General features: G+C 71.0%; 13 protein-coding genes and 6 tRNA genes. 10 read left to right on the plus strand and 9 right to left on the minus strand.

All coding sequences use genetic code 11. The features are described from left to right. Positions 1-59 precede the first annotated feature (59 nt). Positions 60-1,031 carry an aminoglycoside phosphotransferase family protein gene (locus ACGFU7_RS13930; protein WP_393695422.1) on the plus strand — a complete coding sequence of 324 codons (972 nt, stop codon included), beginning with the start codon at positions 60-62 and terminating at the stop codon, positions 1,029-1,031. A gap of 68 nt (positions 1,032-1,099) precedes the next feature. Continuing rightward, a complete protein-coding gene (locus tag ACGFU7_RS13935) occupies positions 1,100-1,384 on the plus strand; it encodes a zf-TFIIB domain-containing protein (protein WP_093898382.1) in 285 nt (94 codons plus the stop codon). Positions 1,385-1,537: 153 nt separating this feature from the next. Here ACGFU7_RS13935 and ACGFU7_RS13940 read toward each other — a convergent pair. From ACGFU7_RS13940 to ACGFU7_RS13960, 5 genes are all read right to left on the minus strand, one after another. Then, positions 1,538-1,612, minus strand: a tRNA-Val gene (locus ACGFU7_RS13940). 23 nt (positions 1,613-1,635) lie between these two features. After that, a tRNA-Val gene (locus tag ACGFU7_RS13945) sits at positions 1,636-1,707 on the minus strand. A gap of 19 nt (positions 1,708-1,726) precedes the next feature. Then, positions 1,727-1,798 (minus strand) — tRNA-Val (locus tag ACGFU7_RS13950). Between the two features lies 1 nt (position 1,799). Then, positions 1,800-1,873: transfer RNA gene (locus ACGFU7_RS13955), tRNA-Cys, on the minus strand. Between the two features lie 37 nt (positions 1,874-1,910). Continuing rightward, positions 1,911-1,983, minus strand: a tRNA-Gly gene (locus ACGFU7_RS13960). 163 nt (positions 1,984-2,146) lie between these two features. On the opposite strand from ACGFU7_RS13960, the gene ACGFU7_RS13965 reads away from it, so the two are divergent. From ACGFU7_RS13965 to ACGFU7_RS13975, 3 genes are all read left to right on the plus strand, one after another. Continuing rightward, on the plus strand, positions 2,147-3,184 hold the full coding sequence (locus tag ACGFU7_RS13965) for a chorismate-binding protein (protein WP_393695619.1): 1,038 nt from the start codon (positions 2,147-2,149) through the stop codon (positions 3,182-3,184). Beyond that, the gene (locus tag ACGFU7_RS13970) at positions 3,181-4,002 is read left to right on the plus strand and encodes an aminotransferase class IV (RefSeq protein WP_393695424.1); all 822 of its coding nucleotides are present in this window, start codon (positions 3,181-3,183) and stop codon (positions 4,000-4,002) included. Before ACGFU7_RS13965 ends, ACGFU7_RS13970 begins: the two co-directional genes overlap by 4 nt. A 64-nt stretch (positions 4,003-4,066) precedes the next feature. Beyond that, positions 4,067-4,903, plus strand: coding sequence for a GNAT family N-acetyltransferase (locus tag ACGFU7_RS13975; protein WP_393695426.1), 837 nt, complete (start codon positions 4,067-4,069; stop codon positions 4,901-4,903). A 13-nt stretch (positions 4,904-4,916) separates the two neighbouring features. Here the strand turns inward: ACGFU7_RS13975 and ACGFU7_RS13980 are convergent, their stop codons facing one another. Continuing rightward, complete coding sequence (locus ACGFU7_RS13980) at positions 4,917-5,432, minus strand: DsbA family protein (protein ID WP_393695428.1); 516 nt, start codon at positions 5,430-5,432, stop codon at positions 4,917-4,919. A 202-nt stretch (positions 5,433-5,634) separates the two neighbouring features. Between ACGFU7_RS13980 and ACGFU7_RS13985 the strand changes: the two genes are divergently transcribed. The 3 genes from ACGFU7_RS13985 to ACGFU7_RS13995 all read left to right on the plus strand — a co-directional run bounded on the left by ACGFU7_RS13985 (position 5,635) and on the right by ACGFU7_RS13995 (position 7,869). Continuing rightward, positions 5,635-6,096, plus strand: a complete 462-nt coding sequence (locus ACGFU7_RS13985; protein ID WP_393695430.1) for a hypothetical protein — start codon at positions 5,635-5,637, stop codon at positions 6,094-6,096. A gap of 243 nt (positions 6,097-6,339) precedes the next feature. Next, entirely contained in the window at positions 6,340-7,359 is a 1,020-nt protein-coding gene (locus ACGFU7_RS13990) for a LacI family DNA-binding transcriptional regulator (RefSeq protein ID WP_393695432.1), read from the plus strand. 354 nt (positions 7,360-7,713) lie between these two features. Beyond that, positions 7,714-7,869: a hypothetical protein gene (locus ACGFU7_RS13995; protein WP_393695434.1), complete on the plus strand. Its 156-nt coding sequence runs from the start codon at positions 7,714-7,716 to the stop codon at positions 7,867-7,869. Positions 7,870-7,873: 4 nt separating this feature from the next. Here ACGFU7_RS13995 and ACGFU7_RS14000 read toward each other — a convergent pair whose 3' ends face one another. Both ACGFU7_RS14000 and ACGFU7_RS14005 read right to left on the minus strand, forming a co-directional pair. Beyond that, entirely contained in the window at positions 7,874-8,461 is a 588-nt protein-coding gene (locus ACGFU7_RS14000) for a CGNR zinc finger domain-containing protein (protein WP_393695436.1), read from the minus strand. 354 nt (positions 8,462-8,815) lie between these two features. Next, a complete protein-coding gene (locus ACGFU7_RS14005) occupies positions 8,816-9,229 on the minus strand; it encodes an SsgA family sporulation/cell division regulator (protein WP_003959770.1) in 414 nt (137 codons plus the stop codon). A gap of 190 nt (positions 9,230-9,419) precedes the next feature. On the opposite strand from ACGFU7_RS14005, the gene ACGFU7_RS14010 reads away from it, so the two are divergent. After that, positions 9,420-9,911, plus strand: coding sequence for a TIGR02611 family protein (locus ACGFU7_RS14010; protein WP_393695438.1), 492 nt, complete (start codon positions 9,420-9,422; stop codon positions 9,909-9,911). Positions 9,912-9,965: 54 nt separating this feature from the next. Next, positions 9,966-10,037: transfer RNA gene (locus ACGFU7_RS14015), tRNA-Val, on the plus strand. 441 nt (positions 10,038-10,478) lie between these two features. On the opposite strand, the gene ACGFU7_RS14020 is transcribed toward ACGFU7_RS14015, so the two are convergent. Next, positions 10,479-13,034: an SCO7613 C-terminal domain-containing membrane protein gene (locus ACGFU7_RS14020; protein ID WP_393695440.1), complete on the minus strand. Its 2,556-nt coding sequence runs from the start codon at positions 13,032-13,034 to the stop codon at positions 10,479-10,481. Positions 13,035-13,078 lie beyond the last annotated feature (44 nt).

Below are 13,078 nucleotides of genomic sequence, written 5' to 3' on the forward strand. Positions count from 1 at the left end.
TCATCGGCGGGCCCGGCGCGGACCGGGCCACCCGTACCTGTCCGCCACCGGGGGAGACCGTGACCACCGCAGTCGTACGCGCGCTGGGCGCCCTTGCCCACCGGGCCGCCCATGCCCATCCCGAGGACACCTGCGCCTGCCCGCCACCGGCAGTGCTCGCCGACCGAGCGGACGGCACGGTGGTCCGCAGCGGGCCCGTCGTCGCCAAGGCCCACGCCCCCGGCACGGACACCCCCGACCTGCTGACCCGACTGACCCTCGCGAACGACCCCCGCCTGACCGGCATCCTTCTCGCCCCCTTGCAGCCCCGGCCCTCCGCACCCTCCGCCACCCTCCGGGGCCGCCCGATCACCCTGTGGCCCCACGGCGAACCCGTCGACCCCGGCGACCCCGACGCCGCACCCTGGGAGGAGGCCGCCGTTCTGCTGGCCAGGCTGCACCTGACTCCGACCCCGGCCTCCCTCGTGCTCCCGCCCATGCGGGGCCCCGCAAAGGCCGCGCTCGCCGTTGCCCGGATGCGCGCCGCCCGGCCCGGCGACCCGGCCACCACCCCCGTACTCGAAGCCTGGCACCGCCTGCCCGCCTGGGCCCGTGACGAAGCCGCCGCGCCCCCGCACCGCTCACGTTTCCTCTGCCACGGCGATCTGCACCTCGGGCAACTCGTCCGCCACCCCGCACCGCACGGCCCCTGGCTGCTCATCGATGTCGACGACGCCGGCCTCGGCGACCCCGCATGGGACCTCGCCCGCCCCGCGGCCTGGTACGCGGCCGGGCTGCTGCCCCCCGAGGTCTGGCTCCGCTTCCTGGACGCCTACCGGGCAGCCGGCGGACCTGCCGTACGCGCCGAGGGCGACCCCTGGCCCGAACTGGACGTCCCGGCCCGGGCCCTGACCGTTCAGACCGCGGCGCTGGCATTCGCCAAGTGCGCGGCGGAGGGCCGAACTCCGGATGAGGTGGAGCAGACAATGATCGATGCCTGTGCCCGAATTGCCTCCCTCCCGCCCGAGTTGGCCGCCGAGCACTCGTCGTAGGGTGAACCGACCGTCGGCGGGCATGAATTCCGGCGACGGCGACCCGACGGCGAGGAGTGAGCCGAACCATGCAGTGTCCCAAGTGCCACGCACAGATGCAGACGTACAACCGCAATGGCATACAGATCGAGCAGTGCAGCGGCTGCCGGGGGATCTTCCTCGACTACGGCGAGCTGGAGTCCCTGACCCGCATCGAGGCGCAGTGGACGCAGCAGGCCCCGCCCGCGCCGCCCGCCCCGCAGGCCTACCCGGCCGCCCCGGCGCCCGCCTGGGGCGCCCCGCAGCACCACGGCGGCCACCACGGCGGTCACTACCGGCACAAGAGCTTCGGCCACATGCTCTTCTCGTCCTGAGCGGGCCGACACCGGTGAGCGCCTGACCGCGGGCCCGGACGCCTTCCGTCCGGGCCCGCGGTGCGTTTCGCCGCCCGGCCGCTCACCGGTACCCACCGCTGCTCATCGCGGAAACGACAAAGCCCCGGTCGTCGAGACGACCGGGGCTCTTGCTGGTGCGCGATACTGGGATTGAACCAGTGACCTCTTCCGTGTCAGGGAAGCGCTCTCCCGCTGAGCTAATCGCGCAGGGTGAACCTGCGTGTACTGCGTGCGCGATACTGGGATTGAACCAGTGACCTCTTCCGTGTCAGGGAAGCGCTCTCCCGCTGAGCTAATCGCGCGGGGATCCTTGCGGATCAGTGGACGATACTGGGATTGAACCAGTGACCTCTTCCGTGTCAGGGAAGCGCTCTCCCGCTGAGCTAATCGTCCGTGGAGGTGGAGACGGGATTTGAACCCGTGTAGACGGCTTTGCAGGCCGTTGCCTCGCCTCTCGGCCACTCCACCAGGAGTGAGGGTTCGAGAAGATCCCCCACTTTCTGCGAGCGGACGACCAGGTTCGAACTGGCGACCTCAACCTTGGCAAGGTTGCGCTCTACCAACTGAGCTACGTCCGCTTGTCTTTCCCGGCCCGCTTGCGCGTCCCGGCGACGTGTTGAACTCTAGCGGATTCCCGGGCCAGTACAAAAACGCGTTTGTGCAGCGTGCTGAGGTGCGTTCGCCCCGGCGCAGGTCATCGCGCGCCGTCCTAGACTCAACGGCGTGCACGACCTCGCTCCAATGGCCCGCTTCGGCGGCCTCATCGCGTCCGATCTGCAGGACGTGACCAGTGATCCCGCGGCCCTCGACTCGTCCGGCTTCTGGGCCGTATCCGCCGATTTCGAGGGTCGCCTCGTCTGCGCGCGCTTCGCCGCCGTACGTACCGAGGCGGTGCCCGCCCCGGTACGTGGCGCCTGGCGCGGGCCCGCGGCCGGTGACTGGAACTCGTCCCTTGACCGTGCCGCGTACACCGCGGGCGTACGGCGGATCCGCGAGTACATCGCGGCGGGCGAGGTCTACCAGGCCAACCTCTGCCGGGTGATGACCGCGGCACTGCCCGACCCGGCCGCCGCGGACGTGGACGCGCTGACCGCGCTGCTGGCGCGCGGCAACCCCGCCCCGTATGCAGGAACGATCAGGCTGCCCGCGCACGGCGTGGAGATCGCCACGGCGTCCCCCGAACTCTTCCTGAAGCGGGACGGCCGGACCGTCGAGTCGGGCCCGATCAAGGGCACCGGACGGACCGAGGACGATCTGCTGGAGAAGGACCACGCCGAGAACGTGATGATCGTCGACCTGGTCCGCAACGACCTCGGCAGGGTCTGCGCCACCGGATCGGTCACGGTCCCCGACCTGTGCGTGGTGGAGAAGCACCCCGGCCTCGTCCACCTCGTCTCCACCGTGCGCGGAGAGCTCGCCGAGGGCGCCGGCTGGCCCGAGCTCCTCGACGCCGCGTTTGCGCCCGGCTCCGTCACCGGGGCACCCAAGTCCAGCGCCCTCAGGATCATCGAGGAACTGGAGACCGCACCGCGCGGGCCCTACTGCGGCGGCATCGGCTGGGTCGACGCCGACCGCCGCACCGCCTCCCTGGCCGTCGGTATACGGACCTTCTGGATCGACCGGACCGGGACCGCCCCGGTGCTCCGCTTCGGCACCGGGGCCGGCATCACCTGGGGCTCCGACCCGGAGCGCGAATGGGACGAGACCGAACTCAAGGCCTCCCGGCTGCTGGCTGTAGCGTCGGGCGCTTACGAAGCGACTGGAAGGACCGCGTCATGAGGATTTGGGTCAACGGCGAACTGCGGGACGCCGACGACGCCAGGGTGTCCGTGCTCGACCACGGACTCACCGTGGGGGACGGCATCTTCGAGACGGTCAAGACTGTCGACGGCAGGCCCTTCGCCCTCACCCGCCACCTCGACCGGCTGACCCGCTCCGCCCGGGGCCTCGGCCTCCCCGACCCCGACCTCGATGAGGTGCGCCGCGCCTGCACCGCCGTCATCGACGCCAATGCGATGGCGCTCGGCCGGCTTCGCATCACCTACACCGGAGGACTCTCCCCACTCGGCTCCGACCGCGGCAACGCCGGCCCCGGCCTCGTCGTTGCCCTGGGGGAGGCGGGGCGCCGCCCCGACACCACCGCCGTGATCACCGTCCCCTGGACGCGCAACGAACGCAGCGCGGTCGCCGGCCTCAAGACCACCTCGTACGCCGAGAACGTCGTCGCCCTCGCCCGCGCCCATGAGCACGGCGCGTCGGAGGCACTCTTCGCCAACACGGTCGGACAGCTCTGCGAAGGCACCGGGTCCAATGTCTTCGTCGTCATCGACGGGCAGGTGCACACCCCGCCGGTCGCCTCCGGCTGCCTTGCCGGGATCACCCGCGCACTGGCCGTGGAGTGGACGGGGGCCGAGGAGACCGACCTGCCGTTCGATGTCCTGGAGCGGGCCGAGGAGATCTTCCTGACCTCCACCCTGCGTGATGTGCAGGCCGTCCACCGGGTGGACGGCCGGGAGCTGCCCGGCGGGCCCGGACCGGTGACCGTCAAGGCCATGCGGATCTTCGACGAGCGGGCCGGGAACGACCTCGACCCGTAGAACCCGCACCTCGAACCCGCAAAACAGGGTGACGGGCCGGGGCTCAGCGGATAGAACGTCTCCGATGACCACGACCCTCCGGCCGACCGGGCCGATCCAGCAAGGCGCCGACGGCGCGAAGAGCCGTGCGTACGACGTGTGCGACAACGGGCGGCCCGTCGGCGCCGTCGAGATCGGCACGGACCCGGGGTTCGGCACGTCGGCCGGTGTGCTGCGTTCCCTGAGCGTCCACGAGCCGAGCCGGCGGCGGGGCCGTGGCACCATCGCCGTGCTCGCCGCCGAAGAGGTGCTGCGGGGCTGGGGATGCAACCAGGTGCGCCTTACGGCACCTGCGGGCAACGAGGGAGCCCAGCGGCTGGCCGCCGCACTCGGCTACACCGAACGCAGCCGGAACATGCTCAAGGACCTCGACCGGACGGCTCCGGCGCCCCCGGACGGTGCCATCGCCCGGCGGATGAACGCCGAGGAGTTCGCACGCTGGCAGCGCACCAGCGTCGATACGTATGCGCAGTCCTGGACCGACCAGGGCGTCCCGGCCGAGCAGGCCGTGCAGAAGTCCCGGTCCGACCATGCCCGTAACCTGCCGAACGGCATCGACACCGCGGGTATGTATTTCCACGTCCTTGTTCACGAGGGCGCGGTCGTCGGTCATGTATGGGTTTCGGTGCGCGAAGATGATTCGGGCGAAATAACTGGATTCGTCTTCGATGTCGAGGTGGGCGAGGAGCACCGGGGCCGCGGCTACGGGCGTGCCCTGATGCGGCAGGCCGAGCACATCACCCTGGACGCGGGTGCCCACCGCCTCGGGCTGCACGTCTTTGCCGCCAACACGACGGCCCTGCGGCTGTACGAGTCGCTCGGTTACCGGACGACTCGGTACAACCTGGCCAAGACGCTCTAGCGGCCCCGCCGGTTCAGCCCTGCTCGGTGAGCAGCCGGTCGGCGATCTCCTCGATCCGTTCGCGCAGCCCGTCCTGGCCCTTGCCGCCGTCCAGCCGCTCGTCACCGATCACATACGTCGGCGTGCCGGTGACCCCGATCGCCTTGCCCTCGGCCTGGTCGGCGTCGACGATCAGCATGTGGCGTCCGTCGATCAGGGCGGTGTCCATTTCCTCGGCGTCCAGGCCGAGTTCCCGCGCCACCTCGATCAGCAGCGGCTCGCCGGTGCGGCCGAGGTCGGCGCTGCGGGCGAGAACCGCCTCGACGTACGGCCAGTCCTTACCCTGGGCCGCCGCCTCCTCCGCGGCCTGCGCGGCGGCGTAGGCGTGCTTGTGCTTCTCCAGCGGGAAGTGCCGCAGCCGCACCTCAAGGCGGTCGCCGTACTTGGCCCGCAGGGCGTGCACATCGGTGAGGGCCTGGTGACAGTCGGGGCACTGGAGCTCGCACCAGACGTCGAGGACGACGGGCGCTGCGGGGGTGGAATCGCTCATGCGCCCAGTCTCCCAGGGCCCGCGCGAGCGTCCCAATCGGCACCCGGTCCGCGCCGGCTCCGTACGGCCGGATCGCTTCCGATCGGCACCTGGGGAGGATCCCGGCCCTGAAATGTCCCTGATGTGGTCCCGGATCGTGGCCGCCCGGGCGGTGACCGGTGCAGGATGGAAGGGACGTTTCCCCTTGCGCCTGGAGGCCCCGATGCTTGCCGAGACCATCTGTTCCGCGGCGTCCGCGGCGGGCCTGGGCATCGCCGCCGTCACCGCGTACCGGAAGCGCTTCCTCACCGCGGCCCGGATCGCCGCCTACTCGCTGGTCCCGATCGGCCTGGTGCTGACCGGGGTCGTGGACTGGGTGGCCTCAATCGCCTTCAAGCCGAGCGTCTGGATCGGCTTCGGTCTGCTCGCCGTGGCCTGGCTGCTGTTCATGACCACTCGTGCGACCGAGCGCCGCGGCGTCGGTACCCGTAAGGAACGCAAGGCCGCCGCGCGGGCGGCGCAGAGCGAGGCCATCGCTCCCGCGGCTTCCGCGCCCTCCTTGGGGTCCGGGCTCCCGGCGACACAGACGCAGGCGCGTCCGAAGGCGAAGCCGAAGCAGCAGTCCGCCTCGTCGGGCGAGGACTTCAGTGACATCGAGGCCATCCTGAAGAAGCACGGCATCTGACCCCTACCCCTGCCCTGTTCCGGCGGGGGCGTGTGCACCCATAGCGAGTGAATCGATTCATGGATCACCTTGACGGTGTGCGGGGATGGAGCTAGCGTCCCGGTCGGATTGAAACAATTCATTCCGCAGCGGGTGATCCCCGGGAAGCCGGCCCGGGACGGCGGAGTACCTCGCAAACGGCGTCCGTACGATGGGGCGACGCCGCGGACCGGTGCGGCCGAGGGCATCAGTGGGGCAGGGCAAGTGGCGCGTGTGGCAGGGATCAAGGATGTGGCCCGGCAGGCCGGAGTCTCCGTGGGCACCGTGTCCAATGTGATCAACCGGCCCGAGGCGGTGCTCCCGGAGACCCGTGCCCGGGTGCTGGCCGCCATCGAGGAGCTCGGGTACGTGCGCAGCGAGTCGGCCCGCCAGCTGAGGGCGGGCCGCAGCCGGATCATGGCACTGCTCGTCCTCGACATGGGCAATCCGTTCTTCGTCGACGTGGCCCGTGGCGCCGAGCGCGCCGCCCGTGCGGCCGGTCTCGGTGTCATGGTCTGCAACAGCGGCCAGAGCCCGACGGAGGAGGCCGAGTATCTCGGGCTCTTCGCCGAGCAGCGGGTGTGTGGCGTCCTGGTCACCCCGGCCGACGCGACCGGCCGCAACCTGGAGGCTTTCAGCCGTCACCGGATTCCCTTCGTGCTGGTGGACCGGGTGGCGTCCGGCTCAGGAACCTGTGCGGTCTCCGTCGACGACGTCCGCGGCGGCGCTCTCGCCGTCGGCCATCTGGTCTCGGCCGGGCACCGCTCGGTGGCGTACGTCAGCGGCCCCGGCGACCTCCATCAGATCAGGGACCGACGCGAAGGCGCCCTGTCGGCCCTCGCCGACGCCGGACTGCCGCCCGAGGCGCTCGTCGAGATCCCCTCCGACCGTCTGGACGTGACGGCGGGCCGCGATGCCGGGGCCCGGTTGCTCGGTCTTGTGCCGCGGCCGACCGCGGTGTTCTGCGCCAACGATCTGCTTGCCCTCGGTGTGCTTCAGGCGCTGTACGCGGCGGGTGTGCGGGTGCCGCACGACATCGCCATCGTCGGCTACGACGACATCGAATTCGCCGCCGCCGCTGCCGTACCGCTCACCTCGGTCCGCCAACCCGCGGTCGTGATGGGCAGGATGGCCGCGGAGCTCCTGCTGGAGGAGGCGGACGACGAGGACGGTACCCACGAGCACCGCAGCGTGGTGCTCCAGCCGGAACTCGTGGTGCGCGCCTCCAGCGCGACACCACGCTGAGACCGCGGACCTGTCCGCTCCCGCCTCTTCGCGCCGCTCCCGGCCCAACTCTGCGACTGTCGACCGGAGTCCGGCGAACGGGCGGCTTCGACGTCTTGTGGCGGCGCACCCCCGACCAGCCGGCCGCCTGGTCGCCGGGCCTCGAATTCGGTGTGTGCGACGCGGTGTTGAGCGTCATCGACGTCCACGACGTGTCGCGTGCGGCGGAGGGGCGCACCGGTCGTCGTACCGAAAATATGATGGCCGATCGGACGCCGGAGCGAATCATGTCCGGCCCCGGGGTGGGTGAACTCCCCGCGCAAAAAGGCGTGTTGATCGCCAACAGGACCCGGACTGAGTCATGATCGTCCCGAGATGGTGGACACCTCCCGGGGCGATGCCCCCGCAACCCCTGCCGAAGAGCCGCGCGGCTGCCTCTTCGCGCTTTCCCAGCCCCCCTTGATGATCTTCCTCGCGGTGGTCGGCAGTCTGCTGCTGATGGCCGCGGTGCATGATCTCTTCATGCTGTGAACGGTCAGCCGGCCGCTTCCTTGCGGCGTGCCCGGTACGCGGCCACATGCAGACGGTTACCGCAGGTCCGGCTGGAACAGTAGCGGCGGGAGCGGTTGCGGGAGAGGTCGACGAAGGCGTGCCGGCAGTCCGGCGCCTCGCAGCGCCGCAGCCGCTCCTGCTCGCCCGCCACCACGATGAAGGCCAGCGCCATGCCGCAGTCGGCCGCGAGATGGTCGGCGATCGAGGCGTCCGGTGCGAAGTAGTGCACATGCCAGTCGTAGCCGTCGTGATTGCTGAGCTGCGGTGTGGTGCCGGCGGCGGCGATGAGGGCGTTGACGAGCGAGGCGGCGATCTGTGAGTCGTCCGTCGCGAAGATCTCGGCGAAGCGCGTCCGTACGTCCTGTACGGCGCGTAGGTCCTTCTCGTGGAGCTCGCCCACGCCGCTGATGCGATGGCGCTGCGCGAAGTCGTACAGCGCTTCGATGCCGGCGAGCCCGTCGGCCGGCTCGCCTTCCGGCTGTCCGCTCCCCGGGGGCTCGCTCTCCGGTGCGGTGTTCAGCAGATCGACCACCGTGTCGAGGGCGATCCGGGTGTCGTGGGGGATCAGCACGCTTTCGCTCCCTGGCCTCCGGCGGGCGGGTGCCCGCCGATGCCGGCTGACTCTACTGGCTCGGCGACTGCGCACAGAGGCCCGAGACGGCCCATGAGGGGTGCGGGGAACGCTTACCGGCCACCTGTGGGTATCCGTGGCCGGTGGCCGCTCGTACGGGCCGTGGGCGGCCGCTCCGGGCCCGCGGGGCGCGTACCGGTGCGCGGGGCGTGCGGGAACGGCTGCGGTGGAACGCGCGCCGACGCCGTCACCACGGTGGATTCCGTGATGACGGCGTCGGTGTCAGCCCTATGAGGTTTTCCGCGCGGCGCCGCCTCCCCGAGTCGGACGGCGCCGTGCAGCTCTCGGCCTGGCTCAGCTCTCGGCCAGGATGTGCGAGAGCTCCGTATCGAGGTCGAAGTGACGATGCTCGGTGCCTGGCGGAACCGCGGCGTCGGTCCTTTTCAGGAACGACTCCAGGGCCCTCGCCGGGGCTTCGAGCAGGGCTTCGCCCTCTGGGGAGCTCAGCGCGATGCAGACGACGCCCTGACCGTGACTACGAGATGGCCAGACGCGGACGTCTCCGGTGCCGGTGGGCCGATGAAGCCCCTCGGCAAGGAGGTCGCGGGCGAAAACCCACTCGACCGTCTCCTCCGCTCCGGTGTGGAAGGTGGCGTGCACGGCATAAGGATCGGCCGTGTCATACCGCAGGCCCGCAGGTACAGGCAGTGAGGACTCGCTCGACACAACGAGGCGCAGGTGCAGCTCGCAGCTGACCGTGGTGTTCATAAGCGCCAGGGCCTTTCGCTCAGTGTGCGCTCGGGGATTCGCACGTCGGCGAAATCGACATGCCACCTACGGTGGCGTTGTAAACCCCTCTGACCTTTTTGTGTTCCTTCAGGTAGCTCGTACGGCGGTGTGTAACTTTGGGTTATGCGGCCATTCCGGTGACGAAGGCCGTTCCGGTAGATTGGCTGCCATGAATGCGGAGAGTGACGAGCGGGACGGGGGCGCCGTACCGGCGAAACCGGTGTCCGCCACGGGGGATGTGACGGAAAGCGTGACGGGAGATGTCACGGAGGGTGTGACGAAGGAGGACCGAGAGCTCGGCTCCCGGGCGCCCGGGTTCATCAAGGCGTCCAGGGCGCTGCATCTGAGCTGGCAGGTCGGTGTCTTCGTGGCCGGCCTCGCGGTGGTCGTGGCGGGCATCATCATGCTGCCGCTGCCCGGCCCCGGCTGGCTGGTGATCTTCGGCGGCATGGCGATCTGGGCGACCGAGTTCGTCTGGGCGCAGCTGGTGCTGCGCTGGACGCGGCGGAAGGTCACCGAGGCCGCTCAGCGGGCGCTCGACCCCAAGGTTCGGCGGCGCAACATCATCCTCACCGTGATCGGTCTGGTGATCATTGCGGTGCTGGTGGGGATCTACGTCTGGAAGTTCGGCGTCACCATGCCGTGGAAGATCCACGAGTGACCCGGGGACGGTCATGGGGCGCCGTTGACATGGGGTAATGTTTGGCCTGCGCCCGGGCGATTAGCTCAGTGGGAGAGCGCTTCGTTCACACCGAAGAGGTCACTGGTTCGAACCCAGTATCGCCCACCCCGGACAGAGGGCCCGTGAGACCGCAGAGTCTCACGGGCCCTCTGCATTTCCCGCATCCACTCGTTGCGACGCCCTCGCGAACGACCCGATCGATCGTGGCGGCGCGTATCGCCGGGATTCGCTCTTCGAGAAGAAGTATCCGGATATCAAGGCCGGGACGGACTGTCGCGACTGCCTTCCAGGACTGCCTTCCGGGACTATGAGAATTTCTGGAAAGAGTTCAACACCCGAGCCCCCGTGGGCAATGCGTCTCCCGATGCCTTCCGGAACTCCGTCGTATTTCTGTGCACGTACGACGAGAAACGCGTACTGCCCGACTCCGAGGGGCAGTTCGGCTGCGACAACTGCCTTGTCCGGTACGCCTGCGACGGCGACCTGATGACCACGAGCCGGCCCGAGGCCCATGAGGGCGCCCCGGGCCGGCCGCGTGGCACACCGTCAGCGCATGCGGCCCAGAGCGTCCTTCAGCCGTCGGGCGTCGCGCAGTCGCTGCTCGTACGTTGCCCCGACCGCCAGCAGCAACACCCCGGCCAGAGCGGGCGGCAGCCAGCGCGGCAGGGTGCCGACGACCTGGACCACATACGGCGCGAGTTCGTGCAGCGCGTCCAGAGCCAGCACCGCACCACCGAGCAGCAGCAGCGCCTGCAGCCGCAGCCGCGCGCCCGACAGAGTGATCACCAGCGCTGCCACACCGAGCAGCAGCGGCCGCACCCAGTGCGGATCGGCCCATGCCGTGAAGAGGCTCGGCACCAGCGTCGCCGCGAGACCCGCCCCGTACGCCGTCCACGATGACGCCTGCGGATCACGGCGCCTGCGCAGCACACCGACTGCCAGAGCGGGCACCGTCACCGGCAGGGTGTACGCCTCCGGGGCCGACACCCCCGAAGCCGACAGCCGCAGCCAGGCCGCCAGGACGAACAGCGCCATCGCCAGATACCCGGCCACCGGCCGCCGCTCGGCACGTACGGCCGTACCCGCCGCCAGTACCCCGCACAGTGCCAGCACCAACGCCAGGAACGGCCGGTCCGTCACCGCCATGCCCACCGCCACCACACCCGCCACGGCCCCGGTCAGCTCGACCGGCAGAGCCGACGGGAGACCCCGCAGCCGCACCCCGAGCCACACCGTCACCCCGGGGACGACCAGCATGACCGGCGCCGCCTGATACGCGGCAAGGCCCATCGACGCCCCGACCGCACGGGCGAGCACCATCCCGCACACCACCGCACCGCACGCCGGCACCGCCTGCACGACCTGCAACGCCCGTACGGCCCGCGCCGCCTGAACGGACGGTGTCGGCGGCAACGCCCGCGCCGCCGACACCGCGGCACCACCGAACATCACCGCGGCCACGCCGAACACCACCAGCAGCGCCGCGAACACCGCGTACGTGGCAGCCTCCGTCGCGAGCGACAGCATCCCCGCGCTCACCGCGCCGACCAGACCGCACACCAGCGCAGTCAGCCCCACGCCATCCATCCCGCGGCGCAGTCCCCGTACCGCCACCGCGAACACCCCGGCGACCAGTACCAACTGCACCGGCAGAGCCGCCGCGTACGACACCCCCAGTATCGCGGGCAACACGGTGAACCCCGCCCAGCCGAGCGCCACCGCACCCGCCCCCGCCGCGCCGCGCCACGCCGCGCCCGGCACCAGCACCGGCCCGGCCACCCGTACGAACCCCGTCCACCACCGGTACGCCGCCCCCAACAGCCCGGCCACCACCAGAAGCACCACCGGCGCCGCAGCCATCTGGGACCACGCCAGACTCTCCGCACCCAGCGCGCCCCGGACGCCATCGTCCGGCGTCCCCGACCACACCCGGGCCAGCTGCGACGCCGCCCCCATCAGCGACAGGCCGACCGGCGGCGCCGCGGCCAGCACCGCGCCGACGGTCACCGCCGACGAAGCCCACACCAGGCCCTGGCCGACCGGACGCGGCAGCGGAGCGCGCACTGCCACCAACAGCACCACACCGCACAGCAGATACACCGGCACCGACCAGTCCCAGGCCACCCCGGCACGCAGCACACCACCCACTGCGGCCACCCCGCACAACCCGGCCACGACACCACCGGCGACCGCAAGCCCCGCCGGCGCACGCCACGCCCCGAACACCGCGACTGCCGCACCCACGAGCAACAGCACACCCGGCGCCGGCGCGGCCGTCGCCGCATCGGCGGACACCGACTGTGCCAGGGCCACCAGCAGCCCCAGCAGCCCCGTCGCCCAGCAGCAGACGCAGGCCGTCACCCGTACCGCAACACCCTTGCCCCACAGCGCGATCGCACAGTCCAGCGCAGCCGTCACCAGCAACGCCCAGCCGAACACCGTGGCTCCCGCACCCGCCGCCCACGCCCACAGCACCAGCGGCAGTTGCGCACTTGCCACCGCCAGGGGCAGCGGCAGCCGCAGCCGGTCGAGCAGCAGCCCGTACGCACCCCAGAGCACGGCCAGCACCGCCGCGGCCACCGCGGCGAAACCGCGGCCGTCGGCCTCCGGCGCCGCCACCCGGTGCAGCGCATACGTGTCCAGGATCATCAGCACCGACGCCAGAGCGGAGAGCGACTCGGCCGTGGCGGGCAGCCCACGACGCAGCAGCACGGCAGGAGCACAAAGCGCCGCGACCGTCACCACCCCGAGCACCGCCGAGCGGCCACCGATGCCCATGTGACCCCAGCTGACCAGAGTGAACGCGATCGCCGCGATCGTCAGCAGCAGACCGCCCAGGGTGAGCAGCACATTCTGCGCACTGCGCGGCCCGGCCGGCGCGGCAGGAGGCCCGAACGGGGCCGAAGGCCGGACCGGCGACGGCGGCCCGAGCGGGGCGGCGAACGGCGGTGCGGGCGGCACGGCAGGGCGCGCGACAGGCGGCGTCAGCACACTCAGCAGCCAGGCACGACGAACCAGCAACTGGGACCGGCGGGCATCCAGCCGGGCCAGCTCGCGATCGAGGAGCGCCAATTCCTCGGCGGGCGGCGGCACATGTTCCATGGACGGGAGTGTGGCGCGAGCCACAGGATCGGACATGCGCTCGG

The organism is Streptomyces sp. NPDC048473 (assembly GCF_043200155.1).
Classification (GTDB): Bacteria; Actinomycetota; Actinomycetes; order Streptomycetales; family Streptomycetaceae; genus Streptomyces.

Excerpts from the sequence above, each read along its gene's own strand:
- ACGFU7_RS13975 (WP_393695426.1), top strand. The coding sequence starts at position 4,067 with ATGACCACGACCCTCCGGCCGACCGGGCCGATCCAGCAAGGCGCCGAC.
- ACGFU7_RS14010 (WP_393695438.1), top strand. The coding sequence starts at position 9,420 with ATGAATGCGGAGAGTGACGAGCGGGACGGGGGCGCCGTACCGGCGAAA.
- ACGFU7_RS13935 (WP_093898382.1), top strand. The coding sequence starts at position 1,100 with ATGCAGTGTCCCAAGTGCCACGCACAGATGCAGACGTACAACCGCAAT.
- ACGFU7_RS13985 (WP_393695430.1), top strand. The coding sequence starts at position 5,635 with ATGCTTGCCGAGACCATCTGTTCCGCGGCGTCCGCGGCGGGCCTGGGC.
- ACGFU7_RS13980 (WP_393695428.1), bottom strand. The coding sequence starts at position 5,432 with ATGAGCGATTCCACCCCCGCAGCGCCCGTCGTCCTCGACGTCTGGTGC.
- ACGFU7_RS13995 (WP_393695434.1), top strand. The coding sequence starts at position 7,714 with ATGGTGGACACCTCCCGGGGCGATGCCCCCGCAACCCCTGCCGAAGAG.
- ACGFU7_RS13970 (WP_393695424.1), top strand. The coding sequence starts at position 3,181 with ATGAGGATTTGGGTCAACGGCGAACTGCGGGACGCCGACGACGCCAGG.
- ACGFU7_RS13965 (WP_393695619.1), top strand. The coding sequence starts at position 2,147 with ATGGCCCGCTTCGGCGGCCTCATCGCGTCCGATCTGCAGGACGTGACC.
- ACGFU7_RS14020 (WP_393695440.1), bottom strand. The coding sequence starts at position 13,034 with ATGGAACATGTGCCGCCGCCCGCCGAGGAATTGGCGCTCCTCGATCGC.
- ACGFU7_RS14005 (WP_003959770.1), bottom strand. The coding sequence starts at position 9,229 with ATGAACACCACGGTCAGCTGCGAGCTGCACCTGCGCCTCGTTGTGTCG.